Genomic DNA, 18,891 nt, shown 5'->3' on the forward strand with positions numbered 1-18,891 from the left:
GACACGGTTTTGTGGAAAACCCTGTATTTGACCACAGGGTGTGGGCGTCAAAGCTTAATGTTTGTAAACCGCTGCTCAAGCGAGCGTGGCCACGGCGTCATGCCTGGCGGCGCGCTTCCGGATGCTGACTGCGCGCCAGCCCGCGGATTCGACGCGCGATTGCCGCCGGCCGTTCCCGCGATGCGGTAAAATCCCGCCATCGTGAATCCGGCGCATCGTGCGCCGCCCGAAACGGAAAACCCAGCCATGCCGTACCAGTCCGATGTCACGCAGTTCCTGAACCAGCTCAAGCAACAGAAGCCGACGCTCGAGGAAGAGCAGCGCAAGGGCCGTTCCCTGCTGTGGGACAAGCAGCCGATCGACCTCGAAGAGCGCGCCGAGCAGCAGGAATCGCGCGTGAAGCAAACGTCGTACGTCTACTACCAGAACTTCTGACGACGTGAGCGCCGCTGACGAGGCCAGCGCCGCCCGGCAGGACGACACGATCGCCGCGCCCGCGGGCGCCGATTCGACGCCCGACACGGTCGACGGTGTCGCGGCATTCGCTCGCCTGTACGGCGAGCCGCTCTTCAAGCTGCCGCAGGATCTCTACATCCCGCCAGATGCGCTCGAGATCTTCCTCGAGACCTTCGAAGGCCCGCTCGACCTGCTGCTCTACCTGATCCGCAAGCAGAACTTCAACGTGCTCGACATCCCGATGGCGCAGGTCACCGCGCAATATCTGGGCTACGTCGACCAGATCCGCACGTCGAACCTCGAGCTCGCGGCCGAGTACCTGCTGATGGCCGCGATGCTGATCGAGATCAAGTCGCGGATGCTGCTGCCGGTCAAGAAGGCCGACACCGGCGAGGAAGCCGAGGATCCGCGCGCCGAACTCGTGCGCCGCCTGCTCGAGTACGAGCAGATGAAGCTCGCCGCGCAGCGGCTCGACCAGTTGCCGCAGCTCGGCCGCGACTTCCTGCGCGCCGAGGTCTACATCGAGCAGAGCGTCACGCCGCGCTTTCCCGACGTGAATTCGGACGACCTGCGCGCGGCATGGGCCGACGTGCTCAAGCGCGCGAAGCTCGTCCAGCACCACAAGATCTCGCGCGAGGAGCTGTCGGTGCGCGAACACATGAGCCTGATCCTGCGCCGGCTGCAGAACGCGCGCTTCATGGAGTTCGCCGAGCTGTTCGACACGTCGCGCGGCGTGCCGGTCGTCGTCGTGAATTTCATCGCGATGCTCGAACTCGCACGCGAATCGCTCCTCGAGATCACGCAGGCCGAGCCGTTCGCGCCGATCTACGTGCGTCTCGCATACCTGCCGGCGTAACGCCCACGCCCGCCCTTCCCGTTCTCCCGATTCATCCCGGCACACTTGCCGCGTCACCGTAGCCCGGCGCGGCCGTTGCCGGCACGTCCGGTTAAAAAGTGAACGATCGTTCTTTTTTCGATGCGTTTGGCGGCCAAATCCTCTACAATCCGCCGACGCCCGATGCGCCGCCCGCGCGCCGGCGTTCTCCGCTTCGACCCCGACGCCGCTGCTGCGGCGCCAACGCGCGCCTGCGCGAGGAACCCGCTACCCGATCATGAAAGTCATCAGCTCGATCCATGAACTGCGCGACCAGCTGCGCGGACAGAACCGCACGGCGTTCGTGCCGACGATGGGCAACCTGCACGAAGGGCACCTGTCGCTGATGCGCCTCGCGCGCCAGCACGGCGACCCGGTCGTGGCGAGCATCTTCGTCAACCGGCTGCAATTCGGCCCGAACGAGGATTTCGACAAGTATCCGCGCACGCTCCAGGACGATATCGAGAAGCTGCAGAAGGAAAACGTCTACGTGCTGTTCGCGCCGACCGAGCGCGACATGTACCCGGAACCGCAGGAATACCGCGTGCTGCCGCCGGACGATCTCGGCGGGATTCTCGAAGGTGAATTCCGGCCCGGCTTCTTCACCGGCGTGTGCACGGTCGTGGCCAAGCTGATGGCCTGCGTGCAGCCGCGCGTCGCCGTGTTCGGCAAGAAGGACTACCAGCAGCTGATGATCGTGCGCCGCATGTGCCAGCAGCTCGCGCTGCCGGTCGACATCATCGCCGCCGAAACCGTGCGCGACGAGGACGGCCTCGCGCTGTCGTCGCGCAATCGCTACCTGTCGGCCGACGAGCGCAGGGAAGCGCCCGAACTCGCGAAGACGCTGCAGCGCATGCGCGAAAGCGTGCTCGGTGGCGAACGCGACCTCGGCAAGCTCGAAGACATGGCCCGCACGCATCTGTCCGGCCGTGGCTGGGCGCCCGACTACCTCTCGATCCGCCGCCGCGCGAACCTGATCGCGCCGAACGCGGCCGAGCTCGAAGCCGGCGAACCGCTCGTCGTCGTCGCCGCCGCGAAGCTCGGCGCGACGCGCCTCATCGATAACCTGGAAATCTGACGGGCGCCCGCCCGCGCCTCTCACGACGCATCACGGAGACACCATGCAGCGCCACATGCTCAAATCGAAGATCCACCGCGCGGCCGTCACGCACTGCGAGCTGCACTACGAAGGCTCGTGCGCGATCGACGAAGACCTGCTCGAAGCCTCGGGCATCATCGAGAACGAACGGATCGACATCTGGAACATCAACAACGGCGAGCGCTTCTCGACGTACGCGATCAAGGGCGAGCGCGGCAGCGGGATGATCTCGCTGAACGGCTCGGCCGCCCGTCGCGCACAGCTTGGCGACCTCGTGATCATCGCGGCCTTCGCGATGGTCGATGAAGCCGAACTGCAGGCCGGCTGGAAGCCGAAGCTCGTGTTCATCGACGACGGCAACAAGATCAAGGGCCACCGCGATCACGTGCCGACGCAGAACTGGACCTGACCTGACCGGCCGCCCGCGCGCCGTGGTGCGCGGGAGCGGTTGCGCCGCTTGCGGTCGAAGGGCCGGATGCCGTGTACCACGGGATCCGGCCCTTTCTCATTTCATCGCAAGCCGGCCTGCCGGCCGTGCGATCAGGACGCCTTGGCGGCCTTCTCCGGCTTCTCCGCCTTCTGCACCCGGCGTTCGGCCCATTCGACGATCGGCCGCCACTGTTCGAGATCCTTCTCGACCCGACTCTTCGCGACGTCCCACAGCGTGAGGCCATGCGCGGCGATCTGCACGTAGTTCTGCGTGTCGCGCACGTAGCCGAGCACCGGCAGGCCGAGCCCTTCGACGAACCGGTGAAGCTGGTCGGACGAGCGCGTGCGCGCATCGACCCGCATCCCGACGATCCCGACCTCGACGCTGCCCTTGCGCACGGCCTTTTCGCCGGCGAGGCGCTCCAGAAACTGTTGCGTGGCCAGAATATCGAACATCGACGGCTGCAGCGGCACGATCACCCTGTCAGCCAGTTGCAGCGCGACGTTGAGCCGGTTGCCGTGCAGGCCGGCCGGCGTGTCGATCACCGCATATTCGAGGCCGCGCGGAGGCTTCGTCGGCGCGTCCGGATCGAGCTCCCATGCCTCGATCGCCGGCAATCCGGCCGGCCGCAGGTCGAGCCACGCATGTGCGGACTGCTGCCGGTCGAGATCGGCGAGCGCGACCCATGCGCCCTGCGCCGCGAAATAGCCGGCAAGATTGGTGGACAGCGTGCTCTTCCCCACGCCGCCCTTCGGATTCGCCACCACGATCACCGTCATGAATTCCCCCGAAAAAGCCGCGCGGCGCCCAGCCGCATGGCTGGCGCCGCTCGATTGCGGATACAGGGAGCGATGATATCGGCAAACGGGGTGTCACCGGAACGGGTTGCGCCGCACCATGCCGGCTTACCGACTCCTTACACACGCTGAACCGCGGCCTCGCGTGCGCCGAGCGCGAACGCGCCGCCGCCCAGCAGCGCCTGCACGGCGAGCGTGACGGCCCAGAACGCCGGATATTCCCAACCGCCGTTCGGTGACGCGAAGCTCCAGCCGTTCGGCAGATGCGCGGCGGTCGCGCCGAGCATGAACGGCAGCAGCACGAGCGCGGCGACGCGCACCCGGAAGCCCGCGAGCAGCGCCAGGCCGCCGGCCAGTTCGACGAACGTCGTCAGGTACGCGAGCCAGCCCGGCAGGCCGATCGACGCAAAGAACTGCGCGGTGCCGGGCAGCGTGAAGACGAACACCTTCTGCGCGACGTGCGCGAGGTACAGCACGCCGAGCGCGACGCGCAGCAGGGTCGCGGCGAAATCGTTGAGGCGATTGGGGTTCATGGCGAATTCCTTCGTGAGTGGTGTGAATGGATTGCACTCTATTCGAATCAATTCGACCGATAAACGCGCCAATTCGCTTTAACTGATTCCTTTATGGAGTTAATCGGGACGTAAAAAGGGGCATGACCGATCATGCCCCGCACCATGCATCAGTAACCGTAACCGCTCTTCCCTTGTGTGGCGTCGCCGGAACCGGACTGGCTACCGCTTGATCCGTACGAATCGCACGCATGCGCAACCGCCGACACGCCCAGCAACGCCGCGAGCAGCACGCTCCACCACCATCGAGCCTTCATCGCGCACTCCTCCAGGCGGACATCCGCCCTCCTCTGTTGTATGCGATCAGGCGGAAAAAGCGAGGGCTGGCAGCCGGCACGTCAACGAAATTCGGCGTACAGCGCGTCGAGGTCGAGATGGTCGGCGAACGTGTCGGCCAGCCGCTCGAGCGACGCCTCGCGCAGCGCCGGATAGTCGATCCGTTCCGCGCCGTCGAGCCCGGCCCACGCGAGCAGCGCCGTGCAGGCGTCGGGCGAGTCGAACAGCCCGTGCACATAGGTCGAGAGGATCTGCCCGTCGGCGGAAACCGCGCCGTCCGGGCGTGCCCCGTCCTGCGCGGCATCGGCTGCCAGCGCCAGCGCGGGCGACGCGAGCGCGGGCCCGTGCGTGTCGCCCATGTGGATCTCGTAGCCGCGCACGGCGGCCCCGCCCGTCAGCGCGAGATGCCCCGTGACGTTCTTCAGCGTCTTGTCGGACTGCAGCGTCGTGTCGAAATCGAGCAGTCCGAGCCCCGGCACGCTGCCGGGCGCACCTTCGAGGCCGAGCGGATCGCCGAGCGTGCGGCCGAGCATCTGCATCCCGCCGCAGATGCCGATCACCTTGCCGCCGTAGCGCAGATGGCGACGGATCAGCGTGTCCCAGCCTGCGTCGCGCAACCATGCGAGATCGCGCTGCACGCTCTTCGAACCGGGCAGGATCAGCAGGTCGGCATCCGGCACGGGGCCGCTCTTCCAGTACGTGAATTCGACCTGCGGATGCGCGCGCAGCGGATCGAAATCGGTGTGGTTGCTGATGCGCGGCAGCGCCGGCACGACCACGCGCAGCACGCCGGCGTCACCCCGTGCGGCGGCGCTGCGCGCCTGCGCGGGCAGCATGTCCTCGGCGTCGAGCAGCAGGCCGTGCAGGTACGGCAGCACGCCGAACACGGGCTTGCCCGTCTGCGCGCGCAGCCAGTCGAGCCCCGGTTCGAGCAGCTTGAAATCGCCGCGGAAGCGGTTGATCACGAAGCCGCGCACGCGTGCGCGCTCGCTGTCGGACAGGCACGCGAGCGTACCGACCAGGTGCGCGAACACGCCGCCACGGTCGATGTCGGCGACGAGCACGACCGGGCAGTCGACCCGTTCGGCAAAACCCATGTTCGCGATGTCGCCGGCGCGCAGGTTGATCTCCGCCGGGCTGCCGGCGCCCTCGACGATCACCGTGTCGTAGCCGGCGCGCAGCCGCGCGTACGACTCGAGCACTGCATCGAACGCGACCGGCTTGTAGTCGTGATACGCGCGCGCATTGAGGTTCATGCGCGCCTTGCCGTGGATGATCACCTGCGCGCCGCGATCGCTCGTCGGCTTCAGCAGCACGGGGTTGAAATCCGTATGCGGCGCGACGCCCGCGGCCAGTGCCTGCAGCGCCTGCGCGCGGCCGATCTCGCCGCCGTCGGCCGTCACCGCGCTGTTGAGCGCCATGTTCTGCGGCTTGAACGGCGCAACGCGCGCGCCGGCCCGGCGCGCCAGCCGGCACAGACCCGCGACGAGCGTGCTCTTGCCCGCGTCGGAAGTCGTGCCCTGGATCATCAGCGTACCGCGCGGCCGCGGCTCGGGTGCATTCATCGTGTCAAGCTCGTCGCGAAGCAAAGGCCGCATTATCGCCCGCACCGGCATGCCCGCGCCGTTACAATCACGCGATGATTCCGCACGACCTCACCTTCGTCCTCGGCGGCGCACGCTCGGGCAAGAGCGCGCACGCCGAGCGGCTCGCCGCCGACAGCGGCCGTCCCGTCACGTACATCGCGACCGCGACCGCCGCCGATGCCGAATTCGCGCAGCGCATCGCGCACCATCGCGCGCGCCGGCCGGCCGAATGGGGGTTCGCCGATGCGCCGGTCGACCTCGCCGGCACGCTCGCGCGGCTCGACGATCCGCACGCATGCCTGCTCGTCGATTGCCTGACGCTGTGGCTCACGAACCTGCTGTGCCCGGCCGACGGCGAACCGCTCGACGATACGCAGTACGCGGCGCAGGTCGACCGGCTCGAGCACGCATTGCGCGGTGCGCGCGCGAAGGTAATCGTGGTCAGCAACGAGATCGGGCTCGGCGTCGTGCCGCTCGGGTCGGTCACGCGCCGCTACGTCGACGAACTCGGGCGCCTGAACCAGCGCGTCGCCGCGCTCGCGACGCACGTGACGCTGCTCGTCGCCGGGCTGCCGCTCGACCTCAAGGCGGGAGCGCCGTCATGCTGATGCTGTCGCTGCCCGTCGTCGCGATGTTCGCCGTCGCAGCCGCGATCGTCGACCGCGCGATCGGCGAACCGGCCGGCTGGCACCCGCTCGTCGCGTTCGGCCGCCTCGCCGCACGTATCGAAGGCGCGCTGAACACGGGCCGGCGCGGCCGGGTGACCGGCGTCGCCGCGTGGATCGCGGCGGTCGTGCCGCCGGTCGCCATCGCGGCATGGCTCGCAGCCGTGCTGCCGTGGCCGCTCGCAGCCGCGCTGCACATCGCGCTGCTGTGGTTCGCGCTCGGCGCGAAAAGCCTCGCCGACCACGTTGCACCGATCGCTGCTGCGTTGCTGCGGCATGACCTCGGCGCCGCCCGCACGCTGACCGCGCGCATCGTGTCGCGTGATACGAGCGATGCAGACGAAGGCGCGCTGTCGCGCGCGGCCGTCGAATCGGCGCTGGAGAACGGCAACGACGCGATCTTCGGCGCGCTGTTCTGGTTCGTCATCGCGGGCGGCCCCGGTGCACTGCTGTTCCGGCTCGCGAACACGCTCGACGCGATGTGGGGCTACCGCACGCCGCGCTTCCTGACCTTCGGCTGGGCCGCCGCGCGCCTCGACGACGCACTGAACTGGATTCCCGCGCGCCTCACGGCCGCCAGCTACGCGCTGCTCGGCGACACGGCCTCCGCATGGCGCTGCTGGCGCACGCAGGCGCGCCACTGGGACAGCCCGAACGCGGGCCCGGTGATGGCTGCCGGCGCCGGCAGCCTGAACGTGCAGCTCGGCGGCCCGGCCGTCTATCACGGCGAGATCGAGGATCGTCCCGCGCTCGGCACCGGCGCAACGGCGACCGCCATCCACATCGTCGCCGCGCTGTCGCTCGTCACGCGCACGCTTGCCCTGTGGCTCGCGCTGCTGGTTGCGAGCGGCGCACTCGCCATGGCCACCCATCATGTCTGACATCCTCATCGCGCACGGCGGCAACCTGCACGAAGCCGCACGCCGCCACGGCATTCCGTACGACGCGTGGCTCGACCTGTCGACCGGTATCAATCCGGTCGGCTATCCGGTACCGCCCGTCCCGGCCGACGCATGGCGCCGGCTGCCCGACGACGGCGACGGCCTCGCGGCCTGCGCCGCCCAGTACTACCACGCCCCCGATCCCGCCCACGTGCTGCCGGTCGCCGGCAGCCAGGCCGCGATCCGCGCGTTGCCCGCGCTGCTGCCGACCGGCGACGCCGGCGTCGCCACGCTCGCGTACGGCGAATACGCACCGGCCTTCGCGCGCCACGGCCATCGCGTCGTCACGCTCGACATCGCCGCGGATACGTTGCCTGCGACGCTGCGCCACGTCATCGTCGGGAATCCGAATAATCCGACCGCCCAGTTCGTACCGGCCGCGCGCCTGCTCGGCTGGCATGCGCAACTCGCCGCGCGCGGCGGCACGCTGATCGTCGACGAGGCGTTCGCCGATACGGGCGCGACGCAGTCGCTCGCGCCGCAGGTCGATCGCCCAGGCCTCGTCGTGCTGCGTTCGGTCGGCAAGTTCTACGGGCTCGCCGGCATCCGCGCCGGCTTCGTGCTCGCGCGCCCCGAACAGATCGTCGCACTGCGCGACATGCTCGGCGCATGGACGGTCGGTGGCCCCGCGCGCCACGCGGTCGCCGCGGCGTTCGCCGATCGCGCGTGGCAGGCTGCGGCCCGCGAACGGCTCGCGGCCGACGGCGAGCGGCTGGCCGCGCTGCTGCGCGCATACGGCTTCGCGGTTCGCGCGACACCGCTCTTCAGCTGGACCGACGACCCGCGCGCCGCGGCGCTGCATGCGGCACTCGCGGCACGCGGCATCTGGACGCGACACTTCCCGGCACCGTCGAGCGTACGCGTCGGCCTGCCGGGCAGCGAAGCGGAATGGCAGCGCCTCGGCGACGCGCTCGCGCACTGCGTGCCGCTGCTGCAACGGGAATCCGCATGACTCCGCGCATGTTCCGCCGGCTCACACCGGTCGCGATGCTGTCCGCGCTCACCTACGCGTCGTTCGCCCACGCCGATGTCACGACGCGCGACGACGCTGGCAATACCGTCACGCTGCCAGCGCCCGCGCAGCGCGTGATCAGCCTCGCGCCGCACGCGACCGAGCTGGTCTACGCGGCCGGCGGCGGCGCAAAGCTCGTCGGCACCGTCACGTACAGCGACTATCCGCCGGCCGCGCAAGCGATACCGCGCGTCGGCGACAACAAGGCGCTCGACCTCGAGCGGATCGCCGCGCTGAAGCCCGACCTGATCGTCGTCTGGCGGCACGGCAATGCCGAGCGGCAGACCGACGCGCTGCGCGCGCTGCACATCCCGCTGTTCCTCAGTGAGCCGAAGCATCTCGACGACGTATCGACGTCGCTGCGCCAGCTCGGCACGCTGCTCGGCACGCAGCCGGTTGCCGATGCGGCCGCGGCCGCCTATACGCGCGACATCGCGGCGCTGCGCACGCGTTACGCTGCGCGCGCGCCCGTCACGATGTTCTTCCAGGTCTGGGACCGGCCGCTGATGACGCTCAACGGCACGCACCTGATCAACGACGTGATCGAGCTGTGCGGCGGGCGCAACGTGTTCGCATCGCTCAAGCCGCTCGTGCCGACCGTCACCGACGAGGCCGTGCTCGCGGCGAATCCGGAGGCGATCGTGACGACCAGCGCGGGCACGACGCGCTCCGACGAACCGTTGCCGAGCCTGGCGCGCTGGCGCGCATGGCCCGCACTGACGGCCGTCGCGCGCAACAACCTGTTTGCGATCGACGGCGATCTGCTGACGCGGCCGTCACTGCGGATCGCGCAGGGCGCGGCCGCGCTGTGCGAGGATCTCGATGCCGCGCGTGCGCGGCGGCCGGCGCGCTGATTTCCGGTGCCTTGCGCGCTCATCGCGCACCTGCGCCCGATGTGACCGCTATCTGAGGAGACCGATTGATCGCGCGCCGCGCCGTTCACACGCAGACGCCCGCGCGCCTATTCGTCCCAGTGCACCACTTCCCACGTCCGCGCGGCGGCATCCGCGCGCAGCCAGACGACACCCGCTGTCGGCACTGGCCGCGACAACAGCGTGTCGAGCGGCACGCACAGCACATGCGATGCGAATGCGCGGATCACGCCCGCATGCGTCACCACCCATTGCGGGCCATCGCACTGCGCAACCGCATCGGCCCGCCGTGCCACGCGCGCGGCGAACTGCGCAACGCTTTCACCGCCATGCGCACACGCATGCATCAGGTCGGCCGCCCACGCGTCGAGCGCCGCGCGATCGATATCGTCCCAGCGTCGCATTTCCCACGCGCCGAAATCCATTTCCTGCCAGTCCGCATCGCATCGCAGCGGCACGTCGCATGCCTGCGCGAGCCGTTCGGCAACCGACGCGCAGCGCGTCAGCGGACTCGTCCAGACCTGTTCGGGAAACGGCGCGCAGAGTGCCGACAGATGCGCGCGCACGGCCTGCGCGCCGACGTCGGCCGGTACGGCGAGCGGCACGTCGCTGCGTCCGTAGCAGATGCCCGGCTCGACGCCGACGGCCGGATGACGGATCAGGACGACGTCCATCCGAGCACCACGAGATAGATCGCCAGTTCGCACAGTTGCTGCGCGAAGCCGAGACAGTCGCCCGTATAGCCGCCGATCCGATTCACGAAATAGCGGGCGGCCCACGCGCGCACGAGCATGAGCACGACGCATGCGACGACTCCCATGCGCCAGTCGGGCCAGAACAGCCAGGGCAAGCCGAATAGCGCCGCGACGCACGCCGCGCGTGCGCCCATCCGTTGCGCGACCGGTTTCGCCTTGCCTTCGGGCCGCACGTAGTCGAGCGTCATCAGCAAGCTCACGGCCGCCGCGCGGCTCGCCGCGTGCGCCGCGATCATCGTCCATGCGGCACGCAACGGCAGCATCGATGCAAGCGCCTGCCATTTCAGGCCGAGCGAGATCACGAGCGCGACCGCGCCGAACGTGCCGATCCGCGAGTCGTGCATGATGCGCAGCACGTCGTCGCGCGTATAGCCGCCGCCGAACGCATCGCAGCTGTCGGCCAGGCCATCCTCGTGAAAGGCGCCCGTTGCGAGCAGCGTCGCGGCCATCGACAGCCCGACCGCGATCGACGGGGGCAGCACACGCAGCGCGACGAGATAGACGAGCGCGCCCCACGCGCCGACACATGCGCCGACGAGCGGAAAATAACGCGCGGCCTGATCGAGATCGCCGGCCGCATAACCGATCGAGCGCGGCACGGGCACGCGCGTGAAATAGCCGAGCGCGACGAAGAAGTAGCGCAGTTCGGCCCGCACGCCACGCGCGCGATCAGGCGTCACGATTGTCGACGCCGGCGGATTCGAAGCTCGCCATTTCGGTGAGGAACGCAGCCGCCGCACGCACGAGCGGCAGCGCGAGCGCCGCGCCGGTGCCTTCGCCGAGCCGCAGGTCGAGCGCGAGCAGCGGCTTCGCGCCGAAATGCTCGAGCATGCGCCGGTGCCCGGCCTCGTGCGACGTATGCGAAAACACGCAGTAATCGCGTACGCCGGGCACGATGCGCTCGGCGACGAGCAGCGCAGCCGTCGCGATGAAGCCGTCGACGAGGATCGTCATCCGCTCGCTCGCGGCCGCGAGATACGCGCCCGTCATCATCGCGATCTCGAAGCCGCCGAACGTCGCGAGCACGTCGAGCGGCGCAATCGCGTGCGAGTGCTTGACGAGCGCACGGCCGAGCACCGCGCGCTTGTGCGCGAGGCCCTGGTCGTCGAGGCCCGTGCCGCGCCCGACGCAGGCATCGATCGGCACGCTGAGCAGGCGGCTCATCAGGCATGCGGCCGACGACGTGTTCGCGATCCCCATCTCGCCGAAGCCGATCACGTTCGTGCCGAGCGACGCATGCAGGCGCACGCGCGCCGCGCCGGCCGTGATCGCCGTCATCGCCTCGTCGCGCGTCATCGCTGGCTCCGCCGCGAAGTTGCGTGTGCCGCGCGCGACCGGCAGCGACACCAGCCGGTCGGACAGCGGCAGCGTCGACGCGACGCCCGCATCGACGATCTCGAGCGCGCTCTGCACGGCGCCCGAGAACGCGTTGATTGCCGCGCCGCCGGCGAGGAAATTCGCGACCATCTGGGCGGTCACCGCTTGCGGATAAGGACTCACGCCCTCGGCGGCAATCCCGTGATCGCCGGCAAACACGATCATCACGGGACGCTGCACGACCGGCCGCTCGGTGTGCTGGATCAGGCCGATCTGCAGCGCGATCGCCTCGAGCTGGCCGAGGCTGCCGGGCGGCTTGGTCTTGTGGTCGATCACGTGCTGCAGGCGCTTGCGCAGCGCGTCGTCGAGCGGCGCAATCGCGGGCGGGAAGTGGGTCGGGGTCGTCATCGAAAAGCCGTGTCGTTGGCGCGGTATGCGCCGCGCATCGGAAAAGGAAAGGTCATTGTCGCTCGGGCCACGCCGGCAGCAGCGCATCGCGGCCGTTCTCGCGGATCAGCACCAGCGGATAACCGAACGCGTCGCTCGCGCGCTCGGGCGTCAGCACGTCGTGCACGGGACCGGCCCACGCGTGGCCGCGGCCGTCGAGCAACAGCGCGTGCGTCGCGAAACGCCGCGCGAGATTCAGATCATGGCACGAGAACAGCACCGTGCGCGGGCCCGCGTCGAGCCATGCGGCCAGCGCGGTCAGACAATCGATCTGGTGATGCAGGTCGAGATGCGCGAGCGGTTCGTCGAGCAGCATCAACGGTGCGTCCTGGCACAGCGTCGCGGCCAGCGCGACGCGCTGCCGCTCGCCGCCCGACAGCGACAGCACGTCGCGCGACGCGAGCGCGGTGAGGTCGAACGCCGCCAGCGCGTCGCGCGCGGCCGCGCGATCGCCGTCGCGCTCCCAGCCCCAGCCGCCGAGATACGGAAAGCGGTTGAGCAGCACCGTGTCGAACACGGTCGCGCTGAATACGTCGTGCAGTTGCTGCGGCATCAGCGCGCGGCGCTGCGCGAGCTGCTCGGGCGGCCATGCGGCAAGCGGCCGGCCGTCGATCTCGACGTGTCCGCCGGCCGGCGGCTGCAGCCCGGCCAGGGTCGCAAGCAGCGTCGTCTTGCCCGCGCCGTTCGGCCCGGCGACGCACCAGATCTCGCCGGGGCGGAACGTCCGGGTGAAGCCGTCGAGCAGCGTGCGTGCGCCGGCCTTCAGCGTCAGGTCGACGGCCGCGTAGTTCATGTCGCCGGCCGTGGCGTGCAGTGCGGCCCCCGTCATCGCATCGGCCTCCTCAACAACATCCACAGGAACACCGGCACGCCGATCAACGCGGTCATCACGCCGACCGGCAATTGCGCGGGCGCGATCGCGGTGCGGGCGAGCAGGTCCGCCGCCATCACGCCGCCGCCGCCCGCAAGCATCGCGGCCGGCAGCAGCATCCGCTGGTCGTTGCCGAAGGCGAGCCGCAGTGCATGCGGCACGACGAGGCCGACGAAGCCGATCGTGCCGGCCGTCGTCACCGCGGCCGCGGCGGCCAGCGACGCGACGAGATAGATCCGCACGCGCAGGCGCGCAACGGGCACGCCGAGCGCGAGCGCGGTCGCATCGCCGCGCAGCAGCACGTTCAGTTGCGGCGCGGCCGGCAGCGCGACGCAGGCGGCCAGCAACAGCGCGCCCCACGCGAACCACGGCGCGGTCACGCCGTTCAGGTCGCCGGTCAGCCAGAAGATGATCCCGCGCAGTCGTGCATCGGGTGCAAGTGACAACAACAGCGTGACGAGCGCGCCCCACCCCGCCGCGATCACGACGCCCGTGAGCAGCAGCCGCGGCGACGCGTCGCGCGACTCGCCGCGCCACAGCTCACGGCGCGCGAGACCGAGCACGAGCGCGACCGATACGAGCGAGCCGGCGAACGCCGATGCGTCAACGAGCCACCACGCGCCGCCCGCGATCATCGCGACGAGCGCGAAGCCGGCCGCGCCGCCCGATACGCCGAGCACGTACGGCTCCGCGAGTGGATTGCGCAACAGCACCTGCAACAGCGCACCGGCGAGCGCAAGCAGCGCGCCGCATGCGAAGCCCGCGAGCGCGCGGGGCAGGCGCAGCGTGCGGACGATGTCGGCAAACAGCGCGTCGCCGCCATGCGGCACGAGCGACGCAAGCGCCTGCCATGGCGACATCGGCACGCTGCCGATTGACAGCGACGCAACGAACAGCAACGCGACCGCCGCGGCGAGCGCGGCCCAGATCGCAGTGGCGCGCGCGGCGCTCATGCCGCGCACGGCGCCGCACACGACGTGCGGCGCCCCCGCTTGCGGAGGCCGGCCGGTCGTGACTGAAGCGCCGCGCGGACGATTGGGGTCAGCATCGAAGAAGATTCCGTGAAGCATTGCGCGCCCCGCTTCCCCGCAGGCCGCGCGTCACGAAGCCCGTGCGGGCTCCCCGTCTCGGCCGGTATCCGGGCTGGCGGCGGTCCGGCTCGCCTTCCCGCGCGATGACGCGCAGTGGCCCGCGTCCGCATGCAACACCTGCACGTGAAACGCGCCCGAGCCGGCCTGCGTCACCGGACGCGGCCGCTTACCGTTGCGGGGGCAGCGCAGGTTGGCGGGCTTCCGGCACCCGCGCCCTGCTTCCCGTTTAACCGCGCGTTCCACGCGCGAGCACCGAGGCGGCGCCAGTTTAGGAGCGGGTCGCGCGAGCGTCAAGGAAGCGTCCGGACACGCACGGGACGCGCCGATTCACGGCGAGAAGCAGGGGTGTTACGACTGGAAACGTTACAGATGTCGGATTGCGCGTTATTCCGCGCTAAAATGCTGGGTCTTTAGAGGACGCAGCAAATGCTCAACGAACTCGAAACCCTATCTCAAAATATTGGCCGTCTGATTTCGCTGAACAAGCGCTATCACTCGGAACGGCTCGCGCTCGAGGAGCAGGTCGCGCAATTGCGCGCGGATGCGGACACGGTCCGCGCGGAACTCGCGCAACTGCGCGACGAACGCAATGCACTTGCGGCCGAGCGTGACACGCTATCGGCAAAGATCGACGACGCCCAGGTGAAACTGAACGCGATTCTCGAAAAGCTGCCACGCTCGAAAAGCGCGGAGCAAGCCGACAACCAGCTCGACCTGCTGGATGCACAGGCGCGTGCGGATGGCGATGACGCGGCCAGCCACGGAGAACATGCATGAGCACCAAGCAGATCGAAGTCTCGATTCTCGGTCAGGCCTATCGGCTCGCCTGCTCGGCCGAGACCGAAGCGGCGCTGCTCGAAGCGGTCGCGCGCGTCGACGCCGAAATGTCGAAAATACGCTCGAACAGCTCGGTACGCGGCACCGATCGCATCGCCGTGATGGCGGCGCTGTCGCTCGCGTCCGAATTGCTGCGACTGCAAACGAGCGTGCGGCACGGTGAAGCATTTCCGGCGGAGGAAATCCGTCGTACAATGCACCAGATGAATGAACAGCTCGGTGCGGTGCTCGCACAGCACGAGACGCAGTAACGTTTCAATCGATGCGTCGATTCCCCTTGATCTCAGAGATCAACAGTGGTCAAATTGGCGCATCGAATCACAGTTCAGTCAGCTTCCCTGCCTGGTTCGCCAAGGTCATATATTCCTTGAACCAATGCCATGTGCACGGTTGCGGAAATTTGTAGCACGGGCGCGCGCGTCACTCTGTCTGATGTACCCGAAGTGCTGCTAACTGCGACCAATTCTGAACCTCAGGTTCAGGATGCCGGCCTAGCGGCCAAGGCGGGGGCCTATCCAACGGCATCGGGCGAAGCCCGGTGCCGTTTTCTTTTGTAGCAGCCTCTTTCTGCGTCGATCACGATCCATGCAATACTGGCTGATGAAGTCCGAACCGGACGAAGCAAGCATCGACGATCTCGCCAACGCACCGCAGCGCTCGCTGCCGTGGACGGGCGTGCGCAATTATCAGGCGCGCAATTTCATGCGCGACACGATGAAGATCGGCGACGGCGTGCTGTTCTATCACTCGAGCTGCCCCGAGCCGGGCATCGCGGGTCTCGCCGAAGTGTCGTCGACGCCCTACCCCGATCCCACGCAATTCGATCCGAAAAGCCCCTATTACGACCCGAAGTCGACTCAGGAAGCGCCGCGCTGGCTGCTCGTCGACGTGCACTACGTGAAAAAATCGCCGCTCGTGCCACTCGCCGCGCTGCGCGAACACGACGAACTCGCCGACATGCGTGTGCTCGCACGCGGCAACCGGCTGTCGATCACGCCCGTCACGCGCGCCGAATGGCGCTTCATCACCGAAAAGCTGATGAAGTAGGCACGCGCCAAAGGTCAAATCTGGTCAGTACGCACCGCCGCCGCGGAACTCGCGGCACTTTCCCGCAGCCTAAGCAACCGCTGTCGGCCGATCGGGCCGGTTGTCGTTTTTTTCGTCGCGCGGTACGCCCGCGTCGTGCACGCGCGATCCGCGTGCACGCCCTCGCACAAGGAGTCCAACAATGACCAAGAAATCCGCACTCGCGCTGTCGCTCGCCCTTGCCGCCGCCGTTCCCGTCGCGTTGACGCTCGCGTCGTCCACCGCGCACGCGCAAACCGCGAACCCGCACTTTCCGGAGCCCGCGGGCGTGCTGTCGCTGTCGTCGCAGGCCAGCACCGACGTGCCGCAGGACATCATCCACATCACGCTGTTCTACGAGCAGCAGGCCAAGGATCCGGGCAGCCTCACCGCGCAGCTGAACCAGCGCGCCGACGCAGCGCTGTCGCAAGCGAAGGGCGTATCGGGCGTCACTGCGCACACGGGCGCATTCTCCGTCTATCCGAGCACCGATCGCGACGGCAAGATCTCCGCATGGCGCGGCCGCACCGAAGTCGCGCTCGAATCGCGCGATTTCGCGGCAGCGTCGAAGCTTGCAGGCCAGTTGTCGAACCTGATGCAGGTCGCGAACGTCGAGTTCTCGCTGTCGCCGGAAGCGCAGCGCGCAGCCGAGCAGAAGCTGACGACCGAGGCGATCAAGTCGTTCCGCGCCCGCGCGGACGAAGCCGCGAAGGCCTTCGGTTACAGCAGCTACACGATCCGCGACGTGAACGTCGGCGGCGGCCGCAACGTGCAGCCGTACCCGCGCATGATGGCGATGGCCGCAGCACCGATGGACAGCGCCAAGATGAGTGCACCGATCGCGGTCGAAGGCGGCAAGGCCACCGTGTCGGTCACCGTCAACGGCTCGGTGCAGATGAAGTAACGCGCAGCGCGCGGCAGTCCGAAATGAAAAACGCCGGCCCGAGGGCCGGCGTTTTTCATTGACCTGCATGTGGTCGATGCAAGCGTCGATGCACGTGCCGCTCGCACGTGCATCGGCATCGCATCACGCAGCGGCAGTCGCCGCGCGACGGCGATATGCCCAAACCATCAGCGCGACGCCCGCGAGGATCATCGGCAGCGACAGCCACTGCCCCATCGACAGGCCGAGCGCGAGCAGGCCGAGGAAGTCGTCGGGCTCGCGCGCGAACTCGACCGTGAAGCGTGCGAGGCCGTAGCCGATCAGGAACAGCGCGGAGATTGCGCCCATCGGCCGCGACTTGCGCGAGAAGAAGAACAGCGCGAAGAACAGCACGATACCTTCGAGCGCGATTTCATAGAGCTGCGAAGGATGGCGCGGCAGCATCTGGTATTGCATGAACACGTCGGCGAGATGCCACTTCTCGACGAGCTCCGGATGCTTCGGCAACCATGCCGCATCGTCGCGCATCGCGCCCGGGAACAGCATCGCCCACGGTGCCGACGGATCGGTCACGCGGCCCCACAGTTCACCGTTGATGAAGTTGCCGAGCCGCCCGGCCGCAAGCCCCGTCGGCACCATCGGCGCGACGAAATCGGTGACCTGCAGCCAGTGCCGCTTGCGCTGCCACGCGAACAGCATCATCGCGAGCGTCACGCCGAGGAAGCCGCCGTGAAACGACATGCCGCCCTCCCACACCTTGAACACGTCGAGCGGATGCGAGAAGTAGAAATCGGCCTTGTAGAACAGCACATAGCCAAGCCGGCCGCCGAGCACGGTGCCGAGCACGCCGTAGAACATCATGTCGTCGATGTCCTTCGCGGTCCAGCCCTGCGCCGCGACATGCGGCAGCTTCAGGCGGATCCGGCCGACGACGATCGCCGCGATGAAGCCGACGAGATACATGAGCCCGTACCAGCGCACGGCCAGCGGCCCGAGATGGATCGCAACGGGGTCGAAATTCGGGTGAATGATCATGGGTTAGCGAAGAAGTTTTCGAATGCGGTACGGCCGTCGCAAACGCGCAGCACCGCGCTTTGGACGGCACCGGCGCGTCATCGTTCACATCACGTCACGTGGCGAGGCCCTGCGCGCGCACGACGTCGATGAAGCCGGCCAGCACAGGGCTCACGTCGCCGGTGCGCCACACGAGGCCTGTCTCGACGACCGGCGCGTGACCGGCAAGCGGCCGGTAGACCACGCCGGTGCGCCGCAGGTTACGCAGCGATTGCGGCACCAGTGCGACGCCCATGCCGGCCGACACGAGGCTGACGATCGTCTGCATCTGGATCGCCTCCTGGCCGATGCGCGGGGTTTCCCCCGCCGCGCCGTAGCAGCCCGTAATGATGTCATAAAAGCCGGGTGCCAAACGACGCGGAAAGATCACGAGCGGCATCGCGGCGACTTCCGCGAGATGGACGGGCTCGTCTTCCGGCGCGTTGCTCGCCGCGGCCGGCATCGCCACCACCAGCGGCTCGCGCACGACGGGCAGGTACGACAGCCCGGCCGCATGGCGTGGCGGCACGGGCGGAATGACGAGCCCCGCGTCGATGCGGCCGGCGACGAGTTCGTCGATCTGCACGTCGCTCGTCGCCTCCGCGAGTTGCAGGTGCACCTGCGGAAAGCGCGCGCCGAACGCGCGCAGCAGCGCAGGCAGCAGCCCGTAATCGGCGGTCGATACGAACGCGAGCGACAACGAGCCGGCCTCGCCGCGCGCGAGCCGTCGCGCCAGCGGCGGCAACGCATCGGCCGATGCCAGCAGCCGGCGCACGTCGGGCAACAGCGCCGCCCCGACCGCCGTCAGCGCTACCGAACGCTTGGTGCGCGCGAACAGCGCGACGCCGAGCGCATCCTCGAGCGCACGGATCGCCTGTGACAGCGGCGGCTGCGTCATCGACAGGCGTTCGGCCGCGCGGCCGAAATGACGCTCGTCGGCGACGGTCACGAAATAGCGCCACTGGCGCAAGTCGGGAGTCGGATCGGCCATG

At 68.7% G+C, this 18,891-nt stretch carries 23 protein-coding genes, 1 other RNA gene and 1 riboswitch; of the genes, 13 read left to right on the forward strand and 11 right to left on the reverse strand.

Annotation, left to right across the window (positions count from 1 at the left end):
* Positions 1-246: 246 nt before the first annotated feature.
* From BDO18943_RS12145 to panD, 4 genes are all read left to right on the forward strand, one after another.
* Complete coding sequence (locus BDO18943_RS12145; RefSeq protein ID WP_006478107.1) at positions 247-435, forward strand: DUF3460 family protein; 189 nt, start codon at positions 247-249, stop codon at positions 433-435.
* Between the two features lie 4 nt (positions 436-439).
* Entirely contained in the window at positions 440-1,312 is an 873-nt protein-coding gene (locus BDO18943_RS12150) for a segregation and condensation protein A (RefSeq protein WP_175022474.1), read from the forward strand.
* Positions 1,313-1,568: 256 nt separating this feature from the next.
* Positions 1,569-2,408, forward strand: a complete 840-nt coding sequence (gene panC / locus BDO18943_RS12155; RefSeq protein WP_175022475.1) for a pantoate--beta-alanine ligase — start codon at positions 1,569-1,571, stop codon at positions 2,406-2,408.
* A gap of 43 nt (positions 2,409-2,451) precedes the next feature.
* Positions 2,452-2,838 (forward strand): aspartate 1-decarboxylase, encoded by a 387-nt coding sequence (gene panD / locus BDO18943_RS12160; RefSeq protein WP_039368025.1) that lies wholly within the window; start codon positions 2,452-2,454, stop codon positions 2,836-2,838.
* A gap of 131 nt (positions 2,839-2,969) precedes the next feature.
* Here panD and BDO18943_RS12165 read toward each other — a convergent pair whose 3' ends face one another.
* From BDO18943_RS12165 to BDO18943_RS12180, 4 genes are all read right to left on the reverse strand, one after another.
* The gene (locus tag BDO18943_RS12165) at positions 2,970-3,638 is read right to left on the reverse strand and encodes a ParA family protein (protein WP_043189822.1); all 669 of its coding nucleotides are present in this window, start codon (positions 3,636-3,638) and stop codon (positions 2,970-2,972) included.
* Between the two features lie 137 nt (positions 3,639-3,775).
* Complete coding sequence (locus BDO18943_RS12170; protein ID WP_089451113.1) at positions 3,776-4,189, reverse strand: DoxX family protein; 414 nt, start codon at positions 4,187-4,189, stop codon at positions 3,776-3,778.
* A 149-nt stretch (positions 4,190-4,338) separates the two neighbouring features.
* Positions 4,339-4,485 (reverse strand): hypothetical protein, encoded by a 147-nt coding sequence (locus BDO18943_RS12175; RefSeq protein WP_175022476.1) that lies wholly within the window; start codon positions 4,483-4,485, stop codon positions 4,339-4,341.
* An 81-nt stretch (positions 4,486-4,566) separates the two neighbouring features.
* Positions 4,567-6,069: a cobyric acid synthase gene (locus BDO18943_RS12180; protein WP_175022477.1), complete on the reverse strand. Its 1,503-nt coding sequence runs from the start codon at positions 6,067-6,069 to the stop codon at positions 4,567-4,569.
* Between the two features lie 74 nt (positions 6,070-6,143).
* Here BDO18943_RS12180 and cobU point away from each other — a divergent pair, with 74 nt between their 5' ends.
* From cobU to BDO18943_RS12200, 4 genes are read left to right on the forward strand one after another with little or no spacing between them, the layout of a single operon-like run.
* Positions 6,144-6,698: a bifunctional adenosylcobinamide kinase/adenosylcobinamide-phosphate guanylyltransferase gene (gene cobU, locus BDO18943_RS12185; protein WP_175022478.1), complete on the forward strand. Its 555-nt coding sequence runs from the start codon at positions 6,144-6,146 to the stop codon at positions 6,696-6,698.
* The gene (gene cbiB / locus BDO18943_RS12190; protein WP_175022479.1) at positions 6,692-7,636 is read left to right on the forward strand and encodes an adenosylcobinamide-phosphate synthase CbiB; all 945 of its coding nucleotides are present in this window, start codon (positions 6,692-6,694) and stop codon (positions 7,634-7,636) included. Before cobU ends, cbiB begins: the two co-directional genes overlap by 7 nt.
* Positions 7,629-8,648, forward strand: a complete 1,020-nt coding sequence (gene cobD, locus BDO18943_RS12195; RefSeq protein ID WP_175022480.1) for a threonine-phosphate decarboxylase CobD — start codon at positions 7,629-7,631, stop codon at positions 8,646-8,648. The genes cbiB and cobD overlap by 8 nt, the downstream gene beginning before the upstream one ends.
* Complete coding sequence (locus tag BDO18943_RS12200; protein ID WP_175022481.1) at positions 8,645-9,562, forward strand: cobalamin-binding protein; 918 nt, start codon at positions 8,645-8,647, stop codon at positions 9,560-9,562. Before cobD ends, BDO18943_RS12200 begins: the two co-directional genes overlap by 4 nt.
* Positions 9,563-9,669: 107 nt before the next feature.
* On the opposite strand, the gene cobC is transcribed toward BDO18943_RS12200, so the two are convergent.
* The 5 genes from cobC to BDO18943_RS12225 are packed head-to-tail and all read right to left on the reverse strand — an operon-like array spanning position 9,670 to position 14,040.
* Positions 9,670-10,254, reverse strand: coding sequence for an alpha-ribazole phosphatase (cobC, locus tag BDO18943_RS12205; RefSeq protein ID WP_175022482.1), 585 nt, complete (start codon positions 10,252-10,254; stop codon positions 9,670-9,672).
* On the reverse strand, positions 10,239-11,015 hold the full coding sequence (locus BDO18943_RS12210; RefSeq protein WP_175022483.1) for an adenosylcobinamide-GDP ribazoletransferase: 777 nt from the start codon (positions 11,013-11,015) through the stop codon (positions 10,239-10,241). Before BDO18943_RS12210 ends, cobC begins: the two co-directional genes overlap by 16 nt.
* Positions 11,005-12,060 (reverse strand): nicotinate-nucleotide--dimethylbenzimidazole phosphoribosyltransferase, encoded by a 1,056-nt coding sequence (cobT, locus tag BDO18943_RS12215; protein WP_175022484.1) that lies wholly within the window; start codon positions 12,058-12,060, stop codon positions 11,005-11,007. Before cobT ends, BDO18943_RS12210 begins: the two co-directional genes overlap by 11 nt.
* Before the next feature lie 52 nt (positions 12,061-12,112).
* A complete protein-coding gene (locus BDO18943_RS12220) occupies positions 12,113-12,928 on the reverse strand; it encodes an ABC transporter ATP-binding protein (RefSeq protein ID WP_175022485.1) in 816 nt (271 codons plus the stop codon).
* Positions 12,925-14,040 (reverse strand): FecCD family ABC transporter permease, encoded by a 1,116-nt coding sequence (locus BDO18943_RS12225; protein WP_043189845.1) that lies wholly within the window; start codon positions 14,038-14,040, stop codon positions 12,925-12,927. Before BDO18943_RS12225 ends, BDO18943_RS12220 begins: the two co-directional genes overlap by 4 nt.
* Positions 14,041-14,082: 42 nt before the next feature.
* Positions 14,083-14,333, reverse strand: a riboswitch (cobalamin riboswitch).
* A 154-nt stretch (positions 14,334-14,487) separates the two neighbouring features.
* Between BDO18943_RS12225 and BDO18943_RS12230 the strand changes: the two genes are divergently transcribed.
* The 5 genes from BDO18943_RS12230 to BDO18943_RS12250 all read left to right on the forward strand — a co-directional run bounded on the left by BDO18943_RS12230 (position 14,488) and on the right by BDO18943_RS12250 (position 16,867).
* Positions 14,488-14,838: an ATPase gene (locus BDO18943_RS12230; protein ID WP_043189846.1), complete on the forward strand. Its 351-nt coding sequence runs from the start codon at positions 14,488-14,490 to the stop codon at positions 14,836-14,838.
* A complete protein-coding gene (locus BDO18943_RS12235; RefSeq protein WP_011352906.1) occupies positions 14,835-15,149 on the forward strand; it encodes a cell division protein ZapA in 315 nt (104 codons plus the stop codon). The genes BDO18943_RS12230 and BDO18943_RS12235 overlap by 4 nt, the downstream gene beginning before the upstream one ends.
* 81 nt (positions 15,150-15,230) lie before the next feature.
* Positions 15,231-15,412: non-coding RNA, 6S RNA (gene ssrS, locus BDO18943_RS12240), on the forward strand.
* A 71-nt stretch (positions 15,413-15,483) separates the two neighbouring features.
* The gene (locus BDO18943_RS12245; RefSeq protein ID WP_043189848.1) at positions 15,484-15,945 is read left to right on the forward strand and encodes an EVE domain-containing protein; all 462 of its coding nucleotides are present in this window, start codon (positions 15,484-15,486) and stop codon (positions 15,943-15,945) included.
* A gap of 181 nt (positions 15,946-16,126) precedes the next feature.
* A complete protein-coding gene (locus BDO18943_RS12250; RefSeq protein ID WP_122946044.1) occupies positions 16,127-16,867 on the forward strand; it encodes an SIMPL domain-containing protein in 741 nt (246 codons plus the stop codon).
* Positions 16,868-16,990: 123 nt separating this feature from the next.
* Here BDO18943_RS12250 and lgt read toward each other — a convergent pair whose 3' ends face one another.
* Both lgt and BDO18943_RS12260 read right to left on the reverse strand, forming a co-directional pair.
* Positions 16,991-17,881 carry a prolipoprotein diacylglyceryl transferase gene (gene lgt, locus BDO18943_RS12255; protein WP_043189852.1) on the reverse strand — a complete coding sequence of 297 codons (891 nt, stop codon included), beginning with the start codon at positions 17,879-17,881 and terminating at the stop codon, positions 16,991-16,993.
* 94 nt (positions 17,882-17,975) lie between these two features.
* Positions 17,976-18,890, reverse strand: coding sequence for a LysR substrate-binding domain-containing protein (locus BDO18943_RS12260; protein WP_175022486.1), 915 nt, complete (start codon positions 18,888-18,890; stop codon positions 17,976-17,978).
* Position 18,891: the final 1 nt, after the last annotated feature.

Origin of the sequence: Burkholderia aenigmatica, assembly GCF_902499175.1 — a bacterium.
GTDB classification, from domain to species: Bacteria; Pseudomonadota; Gammaproteobacteria; order Burkholderiales; family Burkholderiaceae; genus Burkholderia; species Burkholderia aenigmatica.